The following is a 19,365-nucleotide window of genomic DNA, read 5'->3' on the forward strand; positions in this document are numbered from 1 at the left end:
CCGACGAGACCACAGACGCGGCCGGCCGGGAGTCACAACTGCCGCCGCCCGTACGGGGCCGCCGCCGCGCCACCCCGCCCAAGCGCACCGTCCCCAAGGGCCGGGTCAGGACCGTCCGTACACCCACCGTCCTCCAGATGGAGGCCGTGGAGTGCGGCGCCGCCTCGCTCGCGATGGTGCTCGGGCACTACGGACGGCACATCCCGCTGGAGGAGCTGCGCATCGCCTGCGGTGTCTCGCGCGACGGCTCCCGGGCCAGCAACCTGCTGAAGGCGGCGCGGAGTTACGGCCTCACCGCCAAGGGTATGCAGATGGACACGGTCGCACTCGCCGAGGTGCGCGCTCCGGCGATCCTGTTCTGGGAGTTCAACCACTACGTCGTCTACGACGGCATGGGGCGCCGCTTCGGCCGGCGCGGCGTGCACATCAACGACCCCGGCAAGGGCCGCCGCTTCGTGCCCATGGAGGACTTCGACACCAGCTTCACCGGTGTCGTGCTGGTCCTGGAGCCGGGTCCCGACTTCGAGAAGGGCGGCCGCAAGCCCGGCGTCATGGGTGCCATGCCGGCCCGGCTGCGCGGTACGTCGGGCACGATGCCCGCCGCCGTCCTGGCGAGCCTGCTGCTGGTCGCGGTCGGGGCGGCGGTGCCCGCGCTCAGCCGTACGTACATCGACATGTTCCTGATCGGCGGGCAGACCTCGCTGCTCGGGGTGCTGTTCTCGTCGATGGGCGCGACGGTGCTGCTGACGGTCGTGCTGACCTGGCTGCAGCAGACGAACCTGCTGCGCGGCCGCATCATCTCGTCCACGCTCAGCAGCGCGAAGTTCCTACGGCATCTGATGCGGCTGCCGGTCACCTTCTTCTCCCAGCGCAGCCCGGCCGACCTGGTGCAGCGCCTCCAGTCGAACGACGCGGTGGCCGAGACGCTGGCCCGGGACCTGGCCGCGGCGGGCGTGGACGCGGTGGTCGTCGTCCTCTACGCCGTGCTGCTCTACACCTACGACCCGCAGCTCACGGCCGTGGGCATCGGGGTCGCGCTGCTCAACATCGTGGCGATGCGGGTGGTGATCCGGCTGCGTGCGACGCGTACGGCCAAGCTGCGCGCCGACAGCGCGCGGCTGACCAACACGGCGTACACGGGCCTCCAGTTGATCGAGACGATGAAGGCGACCGGCGGCGAGGAGGGCTACTTCCGCAAGTGGGCCGGGCAGCACGCCACCACGCTGGAGGAGCAGCAGCGGCTCGGTGTGCCGAGTGCCTGGCTGGGTGTCGTCGCGCCGACCCTTGCGACGCTCAACAGCGCGCTCATCCTGTGGATCGGCGGTATGCGGGCCGTGGAGGGGCACATATCCGTCGGTCTGCTGGTCGCGTTCCAGGCGCTGGTGACCCGCTTCACCGCGCCGATCACCCGGCTCAACGGCGTCGCGGGCCGCATCCAGGACTTCGCAGCCGACGTGGCCCGCCTCAAGGACGTCGAGAACTTCGCGGCCGACCCCCTGTACTCGCGCCGCGGCGGGGGCGACAGCACCCGCAGGCTGCACGGCCATGTGGAGCTGGAGAACATCACGTTCGGCTACAGCCCGCTCGACAAGCCGCTGCTGTCCGGCTTCTCACTGACGGTCGGCCCGGGCCAGCAGGTCGCCCTGGTCGGTGGCTCGGGCAGCGGCAAGTCGACGGTGTCCAGGCTGATCTCGGGGTTGTACGCGCCCTGGGAGGGCGTGATCCGTATCGACGACCAGCGTCTGGAGGACATCCCGCGCGGCGCGCTCGCGGCCTCCGTCTCCTTCGTCGACCAGGACGTGTTCCTCTTCGAGGGCTCGGTCCGCGACAACATCGCGCTGTGGGACCCGTCGGTCCCGGACGAGGCCGTGGTCGCGGCGCTGGAGGACGCGGCCCTGTACGACGTGGTGATGCGCCGCCCGGGCGGTATCCAGAGCCGGGTCGAGCAGGACGGGCGGAACTTCTCCGGCGGCCAGCGTCAACGCCTGGAGATCGCGCGGGCGTTGGTGCGCAGGCCCAGCATCCTCGTGCTCGACGAGGTGACGAGCGCCCTGGACGCGGAGACCGAGCAGCTCGTCATGGACAACCTGCGCAAGCGCGGCTGTGCCTGCGTGGTGATCGCGCACCGGCTCAGTACCGTGCGCGACAGCGACGAGATCGTGGTCCTCCAGCACGGCACGATCGTGGAACGCGGGCGTCACGACGCCCTGGTGGCGGCCGGCGGCGCGTACGCCGAGCTGGTCAGGGAGCGATGAGATGACGTCCGCGTACCCACAGAACCAGCAGAACCAGCAGAACCAGCAGAACCAGCAGCAGTATCAACCGGCCGAGCAGCCCCAACAGCCCGCCACCGAGGGCGACTACGTACTGGCCGCGCTCGGCGCCATGGGCACCCCGGTCGACGGCTCCGGCCTCACCCGCCTGGACCTCGAAGGGCCGCACGTGCTGTGGCTGGTCGTGTCCGGCGCCATGGACCTGTTCGCGGTCGACGCCGCCCAGCAGGGCCACTGGCACCACCTCGGACGCCTCGAAGCGGGCTCCCTGCTGCTCGGCCCGGTCGCGGGACCCCAGCACACCCTGGTCGGCAGGCCGCTGCGCGAGTGCGTACTGCGCCGGATCGCGCTGCGCGAGCTGTACCAGCCCCCGCAGACCGAGACCTGGACGTACGACGCGTACGGCAATCCCCAGTACGTCCCGCCGGCCACCAGCCCTCTGGAGTACGCCCTCTCGCTCGGCGCCGGCCGGGGCCTCGCCATCCTCTTCGAGGCGCCTCTGGCGACCGAGCGGGACGCGGTCCTCACGGACGACGACGTGCTGTGGATGCAGGTGCCGCCGGGCAGTGTGCAGTACGGCTCCATGTACGGGGCCGAGGCCGCGGCGGACCTGCTGGTGGACCCCGCGATGTGGCAGGCGATGGTCGACCAGCAGTACCGGCTGCTGGCCACCCTCGACCGCTGGATCGAGCAGCTGGAGCGCACGCACGAGACCCGCACGGCCGCGGGCATCAAGGCCGGCGAGGCGGTCCGCGCGCAGGCCGACCGGACGCTGATCGCCTCCATGTCCAAGCGTTCGGGCTCGGGTCCGGGCGCGGCGGACGCCGATGCCACGTACGCCGCCTGCAGGCTCGTCGCCCGCGCTGCCGGGATCACGCTCGCGGACCCGGCGCAGGGCGGCGCGGAGAGCGACCGCCTCGACCCCGTCGAACAGATCGCGCTGGCCTCCCGGGTCCGGGTGCGTGCCGTACGCCTCGACGGGCGCTGGTGGCGCGACAACATCGGGCCCCTTGTCGGACACCGGGTCGCTTCCGGCGCCCCGGCCGCGCTGCTGTGGAGGCGCGGCGGATATGTGGCGGTGCATCCGTCGAGCGGTCGTGAGACGCCGGTCGAGAAGGCCAACGCGGCGGAGTTCGAACCGCGGGCCGTCATGTTCTACCGGCCGCTGCCCGAGCGCCGGCTGAGCCCTCTGCGGCTGCTGCGGTTCAGTCTCCGGGGCACCGGCGGGGACATGCGCTACCTCGCGCTCAGCGGTCTGGTGACGGTGGCCCTCGGTGCGCTGGTGCCGATCGCGACCGGCAAGGTGCTCGGCGAGTTCGTGCCGAAGGCCCAGGAGAGCCTGATCGTCCAGTTCTGCCTGGCCATCATGATCGCCAGTGTGGTGTCGGCGGCCTTCATGCTGATGCAGAACCTCACCATGCTGCGGCTGGAGGGCCGTATCGAGGCCACGCTCCAACCGGCCGTGTGGGACAGGCTGCTGCGGCTGCCGACGAAGTTCTTCACCTCGCGCTCCACCGGTGAACTGGCCAGCGCCGCCATGGGCATCAGCGCCATCCGCCGGCTGATGGCGGGCGTCGGCCCGGTGGTGGTCCAGTCGGTGACGGTCGGCGCGATGAACCTCGCGCTGCTCTTCTGGTACAGCGTCCCGATGGCACTCGCCGCGATCGGCATGCTCGTCGTCATCGCCGGGGTCTTCCTCGGGCTCGGTCTGTGGCAGGTGCGCTGGCAGCGCCGACTGGTCGTCCTCAGCAACAAGCTCAACAACCAGGCCTTCCAGACCCTGCGCGGCCTGCCCAAGCTGCGGGTAGCGGCTGCCGAGAACTACGCGTACGCGGCCTGGGCGGGCGAGTTCGCCCGCAGCCGTGAGCTCCAGCAGCGCGTGGGCCGGATCAAGAACCTCACGACGGTGCTGGGCGCGGTGTACCTGCCGCTCTGCTCACTCATCATGTTCATGTTGCTGGCGGGCCCAGCGCGCGGTTCGCTGTCGGCCGCCGCCTTCCTGACGTTCAACACCTCGATGACGATGCTGCTGACCTCGGTCACCCAGGTGACGGGCGCCTTTGTGTCGATGGTCTCCGCGCTGCCGATGTTCGCGGAGATCCGGCCGGTCCTCGACGCGACGCCCGAGGTGCGGGTGGCGAGCACACGCCCCGCCGAGCTGTCCGGAGCCCTTGAGGCGAAGAAGCTCACCTTCCGGTACACCGACGACGGTCCGCTCGTCCTCGACGACGTGTCCTTCGCCATCCGGCCGGGCGAGTTCGTGGCGGTCGTCGGCCCCAGCGGCTGCGGCAAGTCCACCCTGCTGCGGCTGCTCATCGGCTTCGACAAGCCGGTCTCGGGGAGCGTCCTGTACGACGGCCAGGACCTGGCGGCCCTCGACCAGTCGGCCGTACGCCGTCAGTGCGGTGTGGTGCTCCAGCACGCGCAGCCCTTCACCGGGTCGATCCTGGACGTCATCTGCGGCACCGAGCCCTACACGCCCGAGGAGGCGATGGCGGCCGCCGAGATGGCCGGTCTCGCCGAGGACATCAAGCGCATGCCGATGGGCCTGCACACGATCGTCTCGGGCAGCGGCGCCGTGTCCGGCGGCCAGCGCCAGCGTCTGATGATCGCCCAGGCGCTGATCCGGCGGCCTCGCATCCTCTTCTTCGACGAGGCGACCAGCGCCCTGGACAACGAGACCCAGCGCACGGTCATCGAGAGCACCCGCGCTCTCAACGCCACGCGCGTGGTGATCGCGCACCGCCTGTCCACCGTCATGGACGCGGACCGCGTCATCGTGATGGAGGACGGCCGGGTCGCCCAACAGGGCCCGCCCGCCCAGCTGTTGGCGGACACGGGCGGGCGGCTGCACGAGCTGGTGCGGCGGCAGATGCAGTAGCCGGACGCGGCGGGTGCCGGCGTCAGGCGTCCTGTCCCGGGATCGGGGCTCCGGAAGGGACGCCGGCCTCGACGTACGCCCGGTAGACCTCCTGCCAGGGCGCACCGGCACCCGCGTGCGGGCCGCCGAAGGAGACTCCCCCGGCGTGCGCGTCGAGGGCGGAGAGGCACACCTCCCAGCCGGCGCCGTTGCGGGCTGCCGTGTTCTCGGCCTCCAGGACGTTGGTGAGGGTGAAACGGGTGCGCTTCTCGTCCAACTCCTCCAGATCGAAGTGCAGTTCGTCGCCGCCCCAGCTGAAGGAGAGGTGCCTGGGCGCGTCGACCGCGAGGACGCGCCCGGTGGAGTCATCCATGTTCGGGTCGCTGCCGAACCTGATCGTGCCGCCCTCACGCAGCTCGATCTCGACGCGGGACGGGAACCAGTGGGCCAGCTCCCCGGGTTCGGTGACGAACTCCCAGACACGGCCGACGGGGTGGTCGTAGGTGCGGGTGAAGCGGACGGCGGGGCGGCCGTCGTCCAGGGTCAGGTAGGTACCGGTGGGTTCCGTGGACATGGTGGCTCAGTCCTTCGGGGAGGGGGTTGAGGTGTCTTCGTCCGACGACTCCCCCGCCGTCGAGGTCTCCGGGGCCGTCTTCCGCGCTGCCGCTGTCGCCGTCTCGTCCAGGCGTCGGCCCAGCGCGTCCAGGCTTGTGCTCCAGAGCTTGCGGTACGGGGCCAGCCAGGCATCGAGCTCCGCGATCGGCGCCGGGTCGAGCGCGTAGACGCGGCGCTGCGCGTCCTGTCGTACGCGCACCAGCCCGGCGTCCCGCAGCACCTTCAGGTGCTTGGACGTGCTCGGCTGGCTCAGACCGCACGTCTCGACGATCTCACCGACGGACCGCGGCCGCTCCAGGAGGAGCGCCACGATGGCCCGTCGGTGCGGGTCGGCGAGTGCGGCCCAGAGGGAGGCGTCGGACATGGTTCCAATATGACCCCGCAGTTATATGCCCGTCAAGGAATAAATGGCCCCAGGAACACCGGCAGGCTTCCGCGCAGCAGTGCGGACCCTCGCCGCGCACCTCGCAGTGCAGCCCGGCGCCGTCGACCTCGAAAGGCGCCCCCGCGCATGTGAGCCCTCTCTCAGTAGCGAAACTTTGCCGTTTCGATAAAAGTGGTCTAGCCTCAAGGCGTACGAAACGGTTTCGTTTACGTATCCGTCATGCCGAGCGAACCTTCCCTGGAGTGGTGCTCCGATGTCCCAGACTGAGACTCTTTCCGAAGGTGCCCGTAAGGGCACACCCGATACGGCGGACGCACCGTCGGCGGCGAAGCGGTGGTGGATCCTCTCGATCATCGCGATCGCCCAGCTGATGGTGGTGCTGGACGCGACCATCGTGAACATCGCCCTGCCGTCGGCGCAGGCGGACCTCGGCTTCTCCGACGGCAACCGCCAGTGGATCGTCACCGCGTACGCGCTGGCCTTCGCCTCACTGCTTCTGCTGGGCGGCCGGCTGGCCGACCTCTTCGGGCGAAAGCCCGTCTTCCTCATCGGTGTCGCGGGATTCGCCGGGGCCTCCGTGCTCGGCGGCGCGGCGAACAGCTTCGGAATGCTGGTCACCGCGCGCGCCCTCCAGGGAGTCTTCGCCGCACTCCTCGCACCCGCCGCGCTCTCGCTCCTGAACACGACCTTCACCGACGCCAAGGAGCGCGCCAAGGCGTTCAGCGTGTACGGCGCCATCGCCGGCGCGGGCGGTGCGCTCGGACTGCTGCTCGGTGGTGTGCTGACGGACGCGCTGGACTGGCGCTGGACCCTGTACGTCAACATCATCTTCGCCGTGATCGCCCTGGTCGGCGGCTGGATGCTGCTGAGCAACCACCGTGACGCCGCGAGCTCCAAGCTGGACCTGCCGGGCGCGCTGCTGGTCTCCTCCGGGCTCTTCGCCCTCGTCTACGGCTTCTCCAACGCCGAGACGCACGACTGGAGTTCACCCCAGACCTGGGGCTTCCTGATCGCGGGCGGGCTGCTCCTGACGGTGTTCGCCTGGTGGCAGACCCGTGCCGCGCACCCGCTGCTGCCGATGCGCGTCCTGCTCGACCGCAGCCGCGGGGCCTCGTTCCTCGCCGTGCTCGTGACCGGTGCGGGCATGTTCGGTGTCTTCCTCTTCCTCACCTACTACCTGCAGCTGAACCTGGGCTTCAGCCCGACGAAGACCGGTGTGGCCTTCCTGCCGATGATGGCGGCCCTGATGGTCATGGCCCAGGTCTCCACGACGAAGCTGGTGCCGCGCATCGGGCCGAAGGTCGTCATCCCGGCGGGCTTCGCGATCGCCGCGGTCGGCATGGCCTGGCTGACCGGCATCGGGGTCGACTCCAGTTACTCGACCGACGTGCTGCCGCAGCTGCTCCTGATCGGCGCGGGACTCGGCATCGTGATGCCGCCCGCGATGGCCCTGGCCACGAGCGGGATCGCGCCGGAGGACGCCGGTGTCGCCTCCGCGACGGTCAACGCCATGCAGCAGGTCGGCGGTTCCATCGGTACCGCCCTCCTCAACACGCTCGCCGCGAGCGCCGCGACCGGCTACCTGTCCGGCAAGGACGCGACCGACAAGCTGGTCCAGGCCCAGTCGACGATCGAGAGCTACACCACCGCCTTCTGGTGGTCGGCGGGCTTCTTCGCGGTGGGCGCGGCGATCGCCTTCCTCCTCTACCGCCGCGGGGTTCCCGAGCAGGACGCGGAAGCCGCGCCTGTCGTCCACATGTGACCCACCGAAAGCCGAGGGGCCGCCGTCTGCAGGGAGACGGCGGCCCCTCTTTCGTGTCGGCCGTTCAGGTCGGCGGTCCGCCGCGTCTCATTTCCTCGGCTCGGCGCGTCGGTGCCGGGGCAGCAGGGCGACCGCCGCCACGGGGAGCGCGGCCAGCACCAGCCAGGGCAGTGCCGGGGGCAGATCCGTGTCCAGAAGAGAGCCGGTGGCCGCGCTGCCGACCAGGACGATCAGGCCGGAGACCGAGGACAGCGCGCCGGTGTAGAGGCCGAGCCTGTCGCCGTCGGCGAGGTCGGGCACCCAGGCCCGGGCGGCGGGCGCGACGAGCATCTGGCCGAGGGTGAGCAGGACGACGTAACCGGCCGCGGGCAGGAGCCCCACGGTTCCCGTCCACGCGGCGGGCCTGGCCACGGCGACCACGAAACCGGCCGCGATGAGCAGCAGCCCCGCCGCCATGGACCGGCGCAGGTCGAGCCGGTCCCCCGCCCAGCGCGTGAGAGGCAGTTGGGTTGTCACCACCAGCAGCGAGGAGAGCGCGAACAGCCAGGCCAGCGGCGCCTGCGAGCCCGCCGCGCGCTCCACCTCGACGGGCAGGAGCTGGTACAGCTGGTTGTACGCCAGCAGATAGGCGCCGTACGCGCAGCACAGCGCGAGGAAGCCACGGTTGCGCACCAGTCGCCGGACGCCACCGCGGCTCTGCACGCGGACCCGCCCGGGGATGTGCTGCGGCAGCAGCCACGCGTGCCCGGCCAGGACGAGTACGAAGACTCCGGCACCGGCGAGACAGACCGCGCGGAAGTCCACGGCCAGCAGCAGCGCGCCGATGAACGGGCCGAGGAACGCGCCCGCCTGACCCGCCACGGTGAACAGGGCGAGCACATGGGTGCGCGGGCCCTCCCCGGCCTCCTCCCGGCACACCGCCTGCCGGGCCACCTCCGACTCGACGGCCGGCGAGAACAGCGCGGCGGCGAAGCCGATCAGGAGGACGGCTCCGACGACCGCCCAGCTCGCCTCCGCGAAACCGAGCCAGCCGAATCCGGCGATCCGCAGCGCGCAGCCGGCGAGCACCACCGGCCGTACGCCGTACCGGTCGGCCAGCGCCCCGCCCACCACGAACAGCCCCTGCTGGCTGAAGGTCCGCAGCCCCAGCACCAGCCCGACCATCCAGCCCGCCATGCCGACAGCCGTGCCGAGGTGCTCCGCGAGGAACGGCAGCACCACGTAGAACCCGATGTTGAAGGCGAGCTGAGTGAGGATCAGGAGCCGGAGCAGCGGCGGCAGCGCGGCGAAGGTCCGCAGCGAGGAAAGGATTCTGCGCCGAGGGCGGCCGGTCTGCGTACGACCGTCGGAGGAGGCTCGCGGAGGCGATTGCTCAGACATCGGACGTCATGCCTTCCGCTCGGATCGGCCGGGCGCGGTCCGGTGGCCCGGGACGCGCAGCCGTCTCGATCCAGCGGGTGTCGGGGCGGCGTGCGCGACGCGGCCGCCCGGGCCACCTCACCCCTCCCCCGCCCGTGACGGCCACCGCCCCCAGCAGGGCGAGTGCGGCTGCGGGGGCCAGTACCGCCCACGGGGCCCGTTCCCCGTACGGCTGGTTCTCGGACAGGAGCAGGCCCCACTCCGGGGACGGCGGTTGCGCGCCGAGGCCGAGGAAGCCCAGGGCCGCGAGGGCCAGGGCGACGCCCGGCAGGCGGAGCAGTGCGTGGCGCAGGACCGGAGGCAGGACGGCCGGAAGGAGTTCGTGGCGGAGCAGTTGGAACGGGCCCGCGCCCAGGCCCCTGGTCGCCGTCAAGTGTGTGGTGGCGCGCTCCTGTTGGAGCAGTGCCGAGGTGTGGGCCGCGAGCGGTGCCCAGGCGACGGCGGTCACCGCGAGGGCCGGGGTCGAGGGACCGCTGCCCGCGACGCCCGTGACGAGGAGGGCCGCCAGGACCGGCGGTACGGCGTTGACCGTGTCGACGAGCGGCCCGGAGAACCGTGGCAGCAGCCCCAGCAGAACACCGAGTACGAGCGCGGCCGCGCTCACGGCGAGGGCCAGGGCCAGGGTGCTCAGCGCCCCGTGGCCGACCCGGGCCAGCACATCGCGCCCGAGCCCGTCCGTGCCGAACGGGTGGGCCCAGGAAGGGGATTGGAGCCGCGCGGTGGTGTCAAGGCGCAGCGGATCCCGGGCGAGGCCCAGCGCGACGACCGCGAGCAGCAGCCCGCCGTACAGCAGGGGCAGCGTGGTGGGCCGGGGCGGTGTCGGGCGGTGCAGCGAGGAGAGCGCGCCGTCGCGCAGGGCCGGGCCGATCAGGAGCCTCGCCGTGAGCCGGGTGAGGCCTCCCGCGACCGCCGCCAGCAGGACGAGGGCGAGGGTGCCCGCCTGGAGGACGGGCAGGTCCTGCGCCACCGCGGCCTGCAGGGTCAGCCGTCCCAGCCCGGGGATGTCGAAGACCTGCTCCACGGCGACCGCGCCGCCGGTCAGACCGACGACGAACAGCCCGAAGTTCGGCAGCAGTCCGGGCACGCAGCGGCGCAGTGCCTGCCGGGCGATGCTCCGGCCCGGGACTCCGCGCGCGGCGGCCGCCAGCGCCCACTGCTCGGCGTACGCGCCCGGCAGCAGGTCGTCGAGCATCCGCCCGAGCAGCGCGCCCGCGGGCAGGCCGAGCGAGAGCGCGGGCAGCACCATCCACTGGGGCCCGTACCAGCCGAGCGCGGGCAGCCAGCCGAGCTGCACCCCGACGACGGCGGCGAGCACCGAGGCGGTCAGGAAGTCGGGCAGCGTGGACAGGAGCGCCGATCCGGTGCCCGCCGAGCGCGGGCCGTCGGGCCGCCGCCCCGCGCCGAGCCGCAGCGTACGGGCGCACACCGCCCCCGCCGTGAGCACCGCGACGGCCAGCGAGCCGCCCATCAGCAGGAGCGAGACCCCGAGCGCCTGGAGCACCGACGGAGTGACCTCCGCACCGGAGATCCACGACCGGCCCGCGTCACCGTGCAGCAGCCCGCCGAGCCAGTCGCCGAGCAGCTTCGATGGCCCGGCGTCCAGGCCGAGTTGGGCGCGGATCGCGTCAAGCACCTCAGGCGTCGGGGCGCGTTCGGCGGACCGCGCCTTGAGCACGGTGAGCGCCGGGTCCGTTCGCGACAGCCAGGGCAGCAGCCCAACGCCGCACAGGAGGGCGGCGACGAGGGCGGCGCGCCAGAGCAGCACCGGCGCTGCGCCGCGTACGACGGCCTTGAGCACGTACGCCGCCGCCCGTCAGCGCCGCGTGCCGACGCCGACGAGGCTGCGCTCGTACGGGTCGAGCAGCGCTCCGCTGACCGCTGCGCCGACGCCGGTGATGATCCGCTGGTGGACCAGCGGCACGACGGCGTCCGTGCCGAGGATCGCCGCCTCGGCGGTCATCGCCGCGTCCTGCCGCTTCGCGGTGTCGGTGACCGTCTCGGCCTCGGCGACTGCCTTGTCGACCTTCTTGTCGCACAGCAGCGCCAGGTTGTAACTGCCCTTGCAGGTGTAGTCGCTGGCGAGGATGGAGACGGGGTCGCCGGTGTCGAGCATGGTGTTGCGCGCGGACACGAACGCGTCGAACTTTCCGGCCAGCGCGTCGCTTTCGAGCCGCGAGTACTCGCGCACCTCCAGCTTCACCTTGAACCCGGCCTTCTCCAGCTGCTGCTTGAGCACCTGGGCGACCTCGGGCAGTTCGGGCCGGTTGTCGTACGTGGCCACGGTGACCGGCGTGCCGTCGGCGGCTGCCGCCCCGGCCCTCCCGGCCGGCTTGACGCGCTTGTCGGCCGCCCAGGTCAGCGCGGGTCCGTAGATGCCGACGCCGGGGTCGGCGTGCCCTTCGTAGACGCCCCTGGCGAGTTCGGAGGTGCTGATCGCCTCGCGGGCGGCGGCCCGTGCCTTCGGGTCCTTGAACGCGCCCTTCTCGGTGTTGAGCAGCAGGCTCGTGGTGCGGGTGGTGGCCGTCTCGCGGCGGGTCACCTCGTCGAGAGAGGTCGCCTGCGAGACCGGCACGGCCTCGGCGATGTCGGCGCCGCCGGTGCGCAGCGCGTTGGTACGGGCCGTGCCGTCGGCTATGAACCTCGCGTCGACGCCCGAGGCCTGGGCGCGGCCGCCCCAGTAGTCCTCGAAGCGGTCCAGGGTGGCCGCGGTGGTCCCGGTGACCTTGGTGAGTTCGAAGGGGCCGGTGGCGGTGCCGACCGGGCTGACGGCGTCCTTCTCCGCGTACGCCTCGGCGGAGAGGACCACCAGGCCGGGGCTGGACAGCCGCAACGGCAGTGCCGGGTCGGGCTCGGCGGTGCTCACCCGTACGCGTCGATCCCCCGCGGCCTCGGCGGTGAGGTCGACGCCGGACAGGGCGGCGGTGACGGGCTCGGCGCCCGCGGCGCGTGTGAGGGCCGTGGCGACGGCCTTCGGGGTGACCTCGGTGCCGTCCTGGAAGGCGGCGTCCCGCAGGGTGAACAGCCAGCTGCGGTCGTTCTCGCGGCTCCACGACTCGGCGAGCGCGGGGGCGGCGGCGCCGTTGGCGTCGAGGCGGGTCAGGCCCTCGGCCACGCCGAGCCGGCTGAGGAGCGTGGCGTCGGCACCGTACGGGTTGAAGTTCTCGGCGGGCGGGAAGGCCAGCGCGACCCTCAGCCGGGAGCCGTTCGCGCTGTCGGAGGACTCCTCCCCGCCCTCGGAGGCGAAGCAGCCGGTGAGCAGGGGGGCGAGCAGCAGGCCGGCGACGAACCGGCGACGGCGCGGCAGGGAGCGCATGGTCTCTTTCTTCGTGGGGGGGGGAGCGATTCGTGACTTGTGGGGAATGGTTTCTTCGCGCGGTGCGGGGCGTGCGTGCTGTACGAGATGTGCGGGCGACGCGCAATGGGCCGGTCAGGGCAACGGGACCGTCAGGGCAGGGGGACTTCGAAGTGCACGATCCGCTGCCCGCCGCCTGGCTCATCGCGCTCGTCGTGGACCACTTTGCCGAGGGACCGCCAGAACGCCTCGGCGCCGGGTACCGCCGGGTCGGTGTGCAGATAGACGGCGCGGTAGCCGCCGTCCGCCGCCGCGAAGTCGAGGAGTTCGCCGACCAGCCGCCGGGCCAGGCCCTGTCGCCGGTGATCGGCGCGCGTGTACACGCGGCGAAGTTGGGCGGTCTCCCCGGAGGGGTAGCGCTCGGCGAGGTCGCGCGGGTTGGGCGGATGGGCCGGGCCCCGGGAGTCGAGCGCGGCGGTCGCGGCCACCGTGCCGTCCCGCTCGTCGACCGCCACCAGCAGGGTGTGCCGGCCGGGTGCGAGGTAGAAGGAGTCCAGGTCGATGATGTCGCGGTGCCAGCGCGGTACGTACCCGGTGCCGAAGTCCCGGTAGACGGTGTCGAGCATCACGGACCGCGCGCCGTCGAGGTCGTCGGGCGTCGCAGTTCTTATGCAGTAGTCACGCACCTGCACATCATATGCATTAAGGCTGGGCGGGTCCGTCCGGGGTGCGGCCGCCGTGCCCGTCGGAGGTCGCGTCCACCCGCCACCATGAGCCCCTCCACACGACCCAGACATGGCCGTCCGGCCCGTGGTGCACCTTCAGCCCGTCGACGACGGCGAGAAGCGGCAGGTTCTTGGCGCCGGCCTGGTCACAGGAGTCCAGCGAGACCTTGACGTCGTCGGTGGCCGCCACGGTGATGCCCATGGGGTCCGCGGTGAGCACGATCCGGCAGGTGTCGGCGGCGCTGCGCGCCAGCAGGCACTTGCTCGCGGAGCGGCCGGCGTCGAGGACCGGAGTGACGAAGGACAGCGGGGCGTCGATCACCCCCGTCACCGCCACGGCGGCCGCCTCGGCGGCGAACTCCCCGTCCGCACGGGAGAAATGGGCGGTGAACTCCATCTCCTGCACCGGCTCCATGAGCCCGCATTCGGTCAGCAGGGGCGGTCCGCCCGACGGAGTACGTACCGGCGTTCCCACCGCCAACCCTCCTTGGTCAGACAGTTCATGGTCAGTCATACGAACACGGCTCGTGGACGATCGTGCAGACAACGGGCAGAGTTGCGGCCCGCGACTGGGACAGCACGGCGACCCTACGTCCGCAACACCCCCTTGCACAGGGCATGTTGAGTAAACACAAAGACCAAAAGTCAACCGTTGCAGCTGAAATTCACTGGGTCGAGTGAACTAGATCTTGTGGACGGTGCGGCATGGATGGTTCCGCCGCGGGCGGGGTAGCTACCGAGATCGAATACGCCCTCCCCTGCAGAGGTGGAGCCGACATGTCGCCGGAATCCCAAGACCAGGCCCCCGGGCTGCCCGAGTGCGGCACGGCGGCGTACGGAGTCCCCGCGGCGAATCCGTACGCCCACAGCTACCCCAGCGGCGGGTTCACCGTGGTCGAGGTGCTGGGCGAGATCGACATGGCGACGGCCGACGCCCTGGCCGAGCACCTGGACGCGGTGACCGCGGGTCGGGCGCCCCAGGTCCTGGTCGACCTCCGCCGGGTCACCTTCTTCGACTGCTCCGGGCTGCGGGTGCTGTGCAGGGCCGACCGCAGGGCGAAGGAGCGGGGCGGCTCCCTCCGCCTCGTCTCCGACCAGCCCCGCATCCACCGGCTGTTACGCGCCTCCGGGCTCCTCAGGCGCTTCCCGCCCCTGCCGGCACTTCCTCCTCCGTCCCGTCCGGGAAGCGCACCACCACCGCTCCCGCCGCGGTGACACGTGTACCGGCCCGCGCCCGCAGCGCCTCGGGGTCGCAGGGCCGCGCCGGGTCGGCGCTCAGTACGACGAGCGTGACCAGGAGATGCGGGCGACCCGGGTGGGCGGGCAGCCGCAGACAGGGTGTGGCGGAGTACTCGCCGTAGGCGTTGGCGCCACCGACCTGTGCGACGGTGCCGTGCGCCGGGCCGTCGGCTCCGGGCTCGTCCCACCCGTACAACGCCACGACCGCGCTCGTGAGGCCGTCCGACCGGCGGCGCGCCAGCGCCCAACCGGGCCCCGCGGCCTCGGTCAACGGCCCGCTGTCGTCGGCCAGGGCCCATCCCCCTTCGCGTACGACGGCCCCCGGCGGACCTTCGACACGGTGGACCCGCACCTCCCAGGGGCCGTGGACCACGCTGCTCGTCTCGATGCGGTGGCCCTCGTCGGAGCCCGGCAGGACCGCCCGGTGCCAGGACGCCGCACGGCGGCCCTCCACGCCGAGGGGATGGATCCGGCCACGTCCGGAGGCCGTACCGTCCACCGTGAGCAGGGCGATGTGGCTGTCGGGTCCGGTCGCGGAACCGTCCGCCGGGGTGTCGGGAGCCGTGGCGCTGGAGTACGCGAACTTCGCGTAGTGCGGGCTGTCCTCGGCCTCGGCCGGAGGCGGTGGCAGACGGTCGCTGCCGTGGTTGACGAGTCGTACGATCCCGTCGGCGGCGGTCGAGTGGAGCAGCCAGCCGGGGGCGGGCAGCGCCAGATACGCGTCCGCCGTGTCCACCGGACCCGGTTCCTCGGGAGCCGTCCAGACGGGATGGCCGGCGGGGAGCAGCAGGCCGAGGAACGCCTTGCTCGCCCAGTACGGCGAGGCTGGGCCCGAGTACCGCTGGGTGACCGGGAGAAAGGGCCGGTACCAGCCCATGCTCAGCAGTCCCCGTTCGTCGGGCACCCCGCGCTCGGTGAAGTGCTTGAGGGCGCCCGATGCCAGACGGCGGGTGAGGCCGGGCGGCAGCGGGGTCGCGTCGGCGAGCGCTCCGGCCCACAGCGGGGCGGCCGTCGCGTAGCGGTAGGTGAGGGAGCGGCCCTGGTGCACGGGTGCGCCGTCCGAGCCGAAGAAGTACTGGTGCGTGTCGAGGAACGCGCGCAGACGGGCCCGGTGGACCTCCGTCACTGCGGTGTCCGCGCGGGGGCCGGCGATGCGGGCCCACAGGATCGGGTAAAGGTGCAGGGCCCAGCCGTTGTAGTAGTCGAACTTGCGGCCGTCGCCGTCGGTGTACCAGCCGTCGCCCCGGTACCAGTCCTCCAGCCGCGCCAGGCCGCCGTCGATCTCGGCGCGGCTGTGCGGGGCGCCCACGGAGGCGAGGAACTCCTCCGTGACGACCTGGAAGAGCCGCCAGTTGGAGTCGTTGGCCCGGGCGCCCACGAACCCGCCGAGCCACGCGGCGACCCGCTGTCGTACCCCGTCGTCGAGCCGGTCCCAGATCCACGGTCTGGTCTCGTGCAGGGCGATCGCGATCGAGGCGGCCTCGACCATGGGCTGGGCCCGGTCGGCGATGGGCGGCCAGCGGTCGGCGCCCTCCGGGTCGGTACCGGCGGCGAGTCCGGCCGCGTACCGCTCGATCAGCCCCGGCGGGACACGCCCGCCGGAGCCCGCGATGCGACAGGCGGCGAGCAGGAACGAGCGGGCGTACCCCTCAAGGCCGTCGGACCAGGACCCGGCGTGGCCGGGCCGGCCGGGCAGCCGGTACTGGGCCAACTCCATTGAGGCATAAGGGAGCAGGCCGTCCAGGAGCTGGTCGGCCATCGCCTCCCAGTGTGCGCGGGTCCAGCCGGTGACGGGTGAGCGTACGAGGTCGGGGGGCGGCAGGAAGGACGAGTGCGTCGGGTCGGTGAGCGACACGTGCGGCGCGGTCATACGGGGGTGGGTCCTCCGTCAGTGAGGGCTGTCGGGCGCTGCGTCGCGCGGCGCCTGCGGGGGCGGCTGGACGCTGTCGCGCACGACGATGTGGGTGCCGAGCAGATGGTGGGCGCCCGCGGCGTGCTCGGGGTCGCGCAGGGCGATGCGTACGGCGGCCCGGCCGAGTTCCTCGGCGGGGGTGCGCACCGTGGTGAGCGGCGGGTTGAAGTCCTCGGCGAGCGGGATGTCGTTGTAGCCGACGACGGAGATGTCGTCGGGCACGCGCAGCCCGGCGTCGGCGATGGCCCGCAGGGCTCCGGCGGCGACCATGTCGTCCCCGGCGAAGACGGCGGTGAAGTCCGGTGTCTCCTTGAGGAGTTGGGTCATCGCGCGGTGGCCCGCCGCCCGGCCGAGGCCGCAGTCGACGACATGGGCGGCCGCGGGCGGCAGGCCGTGCTCGGCGAGCGCCGCTCGGTATCCGGCGACGCGCGCGTCGAGGGCCGTGTTGCCGGGCAGTCCGCCGAGGAACACGATCCCTCGGTGGCCCGCCGAGAGGAGATGACCGGTGATGGCGTGGGCGCCGGCCTCGTTGTCGAACTCGACGACGAGCGCGGGGATGTCGGGGTCGGGCGCGGGCCGTCCGCACAGCACGAGGCGCGCGCCGGCCGAGTCGAGGGCCTGCGCGTAGTGCGCGACGCGCTCCCGGTAGGCGTCGTCCTCGACGACCCCGCCGACGAGGATGACCAGCCGGGCGCCCTCCTCGCGCATCAACTGCACGAATTCCAGCTCGCGTTGCGGGTCCCCGCCGGTGGTGCCGACCAGGCACAGCCAGCCGCGCGAGGCCGCCTCGGCCTCGACGCCCTCGGCGACCTGCGCGTAGAAGGGGCTGGTGACCTGCCGCAGGACGACGGCGACCATCTTTCGGCCGCCGCCGACCAGGGCGCGGGCGTGCGCGTTGGCCACGTAGTCGAGGTCGCGGGAGGCGCGCAGCACACGGGCCCGGGTCGACGCGGGCACGGGGTGGTTGCCGCTGAGTACACGCGAGACGGTGGCCATGGACACGCCTGCCCGCTCGGCGACCTCGCGAATGGTGACGCGTCGCTTCGCCGTCGGCTCCGCCTCTGCCATGTCGTTGCCCATCTCCCCGTGTCTCCCCTCACAACCGCCCGGCCTGCCGCGTCAGTTGTTGGCGGCGTAGTCCTTGGCGTACTCCTCGGCCATTCTGTCGCCACCCCGCTGCCGCCAGGTCTTGACGGTGGCGTCCCATTCGGACAGCGGTGTCCGCCCCGCGATGATCCCGGTGGCGGTGTCCTTGAGGAGCGTTTCGAGTGTGGTGCCCTGGGCGGTGTACGTCCGGGACTGGAGCCCGTACGAGGCGTTGCGGATGGCGTGCGGAACCGTCTTCACCTGCCATGCGTGCAGTGCCTTCACGGCGTCGGGCATACCGGGCACGAACAGAGCCTGGGGTCCTTCGGCGAGGTACTTCAGCGGCAGGTTGGTGTTGTTCTCGACCTGCCCGAGTGCGTTGGGCTCGGGCGAACCGTCCTTGGCCCGGGTGAAGTGGGTGCCCTCCACGCCGTAGTGGACGAGTTCCCACTCCTTGCTGCCGAACGGAGCCGCGAGGTAGTCGAGGATGCGCAGCAGCAGCTGCACGCGCTCCTTCTTGGCCTTCTTGACGACGGTGTAGCCGAACGAGCGGCGTGCCCCGACGATCCCGCCGGGCGTACCGCCCACGCTGTACGGCAGAGCGGGCGCGGGGGTGTATTTGCGGCCCTTCTCCAAGAACTTGGGGAGGTAGCCGCCGAACCCGTCCTGCAGCGAGCCGACCGTGCCGTTGTAGTAGAGGGCGATCATGTCGATCTGGGAGATGGACGTCGCGTCGGGGTGGTACGAGCCCGCCTTGCGCAGTCCGAGCTGGAAGTCGAGCATCTGCTTGTACCGCTCGTCGGCCACGACCGGCAGGAACGTACCGTCGTCCTTCACCGACCAGCCCCGGGCGTGCACACCGTGCGCCGCCGAGTGGAACCCGTCCCCGAACACGGATCCGACCGCGGCCCCCAGGGCGTACTTCTTCCCGCCGGTGCCCCTCTTGGCGACCGCCGCGAAGTCCTGGTCGGTCCAGCCGTCCTTCATCCCGGCGTCCTCGAAGTACTCCTCGTTCAGCCAGAGGGTGGAGCCGGGCAGCGGTCGTTCCAGGGGGATGCCGTATATACGGCCGCCGATCCGGCCCATGTCGCGCCACGCGTGCGTCGGGATGTTCGCGAGGTTCGGGTAGTCCTCGACCGCGTCCCCGGAGAGGAACGGCGTGAGGTCCTCGGCACGCCGCTGCACGAACTGGGCCTCGCGGGGCAGCGCGAACCCGGAGAAGATGTTGATGATGTCCGGGAGTTCACCCGGATCGCCCGCCATCACGGTGGCCATCTTCTTCTGGTAGTCGGTCTGCGAGATGACCGTGTACTCGATCTTCACGCCGAGCGCCTTCTCCACGGCCTGCCAGAACTTGTTGGCCGAGGCGGGCTTCGGCGGCGTACCGAACGACACCGACATCACCTTGACGGTGGAGCCGTCTCCCGGGGTGCGGGACACCGACCGCGCCAGGTCCGCCGGGTAGGAGACGTAACCGGGCTGGACCCCCTCCGCGGTGGGCGCAAGATCCGGCTTCGGACCCGCGAAGGCCTTGTACGCGGGCCAGGGGGCAAGCTTCTTGCCCGCGTTGGACACCCCGTCACCCCCGGACTCCGTGGAACAGCCGGTCAGCCCGGCCGGAGCCGCAAGCGCAACGGCACCCACGGCAGCGGTACGCATCAGGGCACGACGGGACAGCGGTGTACTGGACATACGTGTTCTCTCCCAGCTCTGGAGGAATGGGTGGGACCGGCGCGTCCCTTCAGGGGCGCGGGGCTGTGTCGATGTGCGGCTCCGCCGCGTGGGCGCGACCAGCCC

14 protein-coding genes are annotated in these 19,365 nt (G+C 72.0%); 4 read left to right on the plus strand and 10 right to left on the minus strand.

The features are described 5' to 3' along the window. Window positions 1-38 precede the first annotated feature (38 nt). Together OG718_RS10415 and OG718_RS10420 are read left to right on the plus strand one after the other, a co-directional pair. Window positions 39-2,255 (plus strand): NHLP family bacteriocin export ABC transporter peptidase/permease/ATPase subunit, encoded by a 2,217-nt coding sequence (locus tag OG718_RS10415; protein WP_306943117.1) that lies wholly within the window; start codon window positions 39-41, stop codon window positions 2,253-2,255. Between the two features lie 130 nt (window positions 2,256-2,385). Continuing rightward, a complete protein-coding gene (locus OG718_RS10420) occupies window positions 2,386-5,154 on the plus strand; it encodes an NHLP bacteriocin export ABC transporter permease/ATPase subunit (RefSeq protein ID WP_328847727.1) in 2,769 nt (922 codons plus the stop codon). A gap of 22 nt (window positions 5,155-5,176) precedes the next feature. Here OG718_RS10420 and OG718_RS10425 read toward each other — a convergent pair whose 3' ends face one another. Together OG718_RS10425 and OG718_RS10430 are read right to left on the minus strand one after the other, a co-directional pair. Continuing rightward, window positions 5,177-5,707: an SRPBCC family protein gene (locus tag OG718_RS10425; protein WP_143635008.1), complete on the minus strand. Its 531-nt coding sequence runs from the start codon at window positions 5,705-5,707 to the stop codon at window positions 5,177-5,179. Window positions 5,708-5,713: 6 nt separating this feature from the next. Next, the gene (locus OG718_RS10430; RefSeq protein WP_260694973.1) at window positions 5,714-6,112 is read right to left on the minus strand and encodes an ArsR/SmtB family transcription factor; all 399 of its coding nucleotides are present in this window, start codon (window positions 6,110-6,112) and stop codon (window positions 5,714-5,716) included. Window positions 6,113-6,386: 274 nt separating this feature from the next. On the opposite strand from OG718_RS10430, the gene OG718_RS10435 reads away from it, so the two are divergent. Continuing rightward, the gene (locus OG718_RS10435) at window positions 6,387-7,895 is read left to right on the plus strand and encodes an MFS transporter (RefSeq protein WP_143635006.1); all 1,509 of its coding nucleotides are present in this window, start codon (window positions 6,387-6,389) and stop codon (window positions 7,893-7,895) included. Window positions 7,896-7,982: 87 nt separating this feature from the next. Here the strand turns inward: OG718_RS10435 and OG718_RS10440 are convergent, their stop codons facing one another. The 5 genes from OG718_RS10440 to OG718_RS10460 form a co-directional block, all read right to left on the minus strand. Then, window positions 7,983-9,275 (minus strand): MDR family MFS transporter, encoded by a 1,293-nt coding sequence (locus tag OG718_RS10440; protein WP_328843981.1) that lies wholly within the window; start codon window positions 9,273-9,275, stop codon window positions 7,983-7,985. Then, window positions 9,268-11,112, minus strand: coding sequence for an ABC transporter permease subunit (locus OG718_RS10445; protein WP_443054980.1), 1,845 nt, complete (start codon window positions 11,110-11,112; stop codon window positions 9,268-9,270). Before OG718_RS10445 ends, OG718_RS10440 begins: the two co-directional genes overlap by 8 nt. 15 nt (window positions 11,113-11,127) lie before the next feature. Next, the gene (locus OG718_RS10450) at window positions 11,128-12,627 is read right to left on the minus strand and encodes an ABC transporter substrate-binding protein (RefSeq protein ID WP_328843982.1); all 1,500 of its coding nucleotides are present in this window, start codon (window positions 12,625-12,627) and stop codon (window positions 11,128-11,130) included. 131 nt (window positions 12,628-12,758) lie between these two features. Further along, window positions 12,759-13,292 carry a GNAT family N-acetyltransferase gene (locus tag OG718_RS10455; RefSeq protein ID WP_328843983.1) on the minus strand — a complete coding sequence of 178 codons (534 nt, stop codon included), beginning with the start codon at window positions 13,290-13,292 and terminating at the stop codon, window positions 12,759-12,761. Between the two features lie 16 nt (window positions 13,293-13,308). Next, the gene (locus OG718_RS10460; protein WP_328843984.1) at window positions 13,309-13,806 is read right to left on the minus strand and encodes a hypothetical protein; all 498 of its coding nucleotides are present in this window, start codon (window positions 13,804-13,806) and stop codon (window positions 13,309-13,311) included. Between the two features lie 302 nt (window positions 13,807-14,108). Between OG718_RS10460 and OG718_RS10465 the strand changes: the two genes are divergently transcribed. Continuing rightward, entirely contained in the window at window positions 14,109-14,546 is a 438-nt protein-coding gene (locus tag OG718_RS10465) for an STAS domain-containing protein (protein ID WP_143634995.1), read from the plus strand. Here the strand turns inward: OG718_RS10465 and OG718_RS10470 are convergent. The 3 genes from OG718_RS10470 to OG718_RS10480 are packed head-to-tail and all read right to left on the minus strand — an operon-like array spanning window position 14,467 to window position 19,260. Beyond that, the gene (locus tag OG718_RS10470) at window positions 14,467-16,440 is read right to left on the minus strand and encodes a DUF2264 domain-containing protein (RefSeq protein ID WP_328843985.1); all 1,974 of its coding nucleotides are present in this window, start codon (window positions 16,438-16,440) and stop codon (window positions 14,467-14,469) included. The genes OG718_RS10465 and OG718_RS10470 overlap by 80 nt on opposite strands. Window positions 16,441-16,458: 18 nt before the next feature. Next, a complete protein-coding gene (locus OG718_RS10475; RefSeq protein ID WP_143634991.1) occupies window positions 16,459-17,562 on the minus strand; it encodes a LacI family DNA-binding transcriptional regulator in 1,104 nt (367 codons plus the stop codon). Window positions 17,563-17,601: 39 nt separating this feature from the next. Beyond that, window positions 17,602-19,260, minus strand: a complete 1,659-nt coding sequence (locus OG718_RS10480) for an extracellular solute-binding protein (RefSeq protein ID WP_143634989.1) — start codon at window positions 19,258-19,260, stop codon at window positions 17,602-17,604. Between the last annotated feature and the right edge of the window lie 105 nt (window positions 19,261-19,365).

It is taken from the genome of Streptomyces sp. NBC_00258, assembly GCF_036182465.1.
GTDB lineage: Bacteria > Actinomycetota > Actinomycetes > Streptomycetales > Streptomycetaceae > Streptomyces.

What these genes read in the sequence shown, in the direction of transcription:
- OG718_RS10440 (WP_328843981.1), bottom strand. Translation starts at nt 9,275, where the DNA reads ATGTCTGAGCAATCGCCTCCGCGAGCCTCCTCCGACGGTCGTACGCAG.
- OG718_RS10480 (WP_143634989.1), bottom strand. Translation starts at nt 19,260, where the DNA reads ATGTCCAGTACACCGCTGTCCCGTCGTGCCCTGATGCGTACCGCTGCC.
- OG718_RS10470 (WP_328843985.1), bottom strand. Translation starts at nt 16,440, where the DNA reads ATGACCGCGCCGCACGTGTCGCTCACCGACCCGACGCACTCGTCCTTC.
- OG718_RS10435 (WP_143635006.1), top strand. Translation starts at nt 6,387, where the DNA reads ATGTCCCAGACTGAGACTCTTTCCGAAGGTGCCCGTAAGGGCACACCC.
- OG718_RS10430 (WP_260694973.1), bottom strand. Translation starts at nt 6,112, where the DNA reads ATGTCCGACGCCTCCCTCTGGGCCGCACTCGCCGACCCGCACCGACGG.
- OG718_RS10450 (WP_328843982.1), bottom strand. Translation starts at nt 12,627, where the DNA reads ATGCGCTCCCTGCCGCGCCGTCGCCGGTTCGTCGCCGGCCTGCTGCTC.
- OG718_RS10465 (WP_143634995.1), top strand. Translation starts at nt 14,109, where the DNA reads ATGTCGCCGGAATCCCAAGACCAGGCCCCCGGGCTGCCCGAGTGCGGC.
- OG718_RS10425 (WP_143635008.1), bottom strand. Translation starts at nt 5,707, where the DNA reads ATGTCCACGGAACCCACCGGTACCTACCTGACCCTGGACGACGGCCGC.
- OG718_RS10475 (WP_143634991.1), bottom strand. Translation starts at nt 17,562, where the DNA reads ATGGGCAACGACATGGCAGAGGCGGAGCCGACGGCGAAGCGACGCGTC.
- OG718_RS10420 (WP_328847727.1), top strand. Translation starts at nt 2,386, where the DNA reads ATGGGCACCCCGGTCGACGGCTCCGGCCTCACCCGCCTGGACCTCGAA.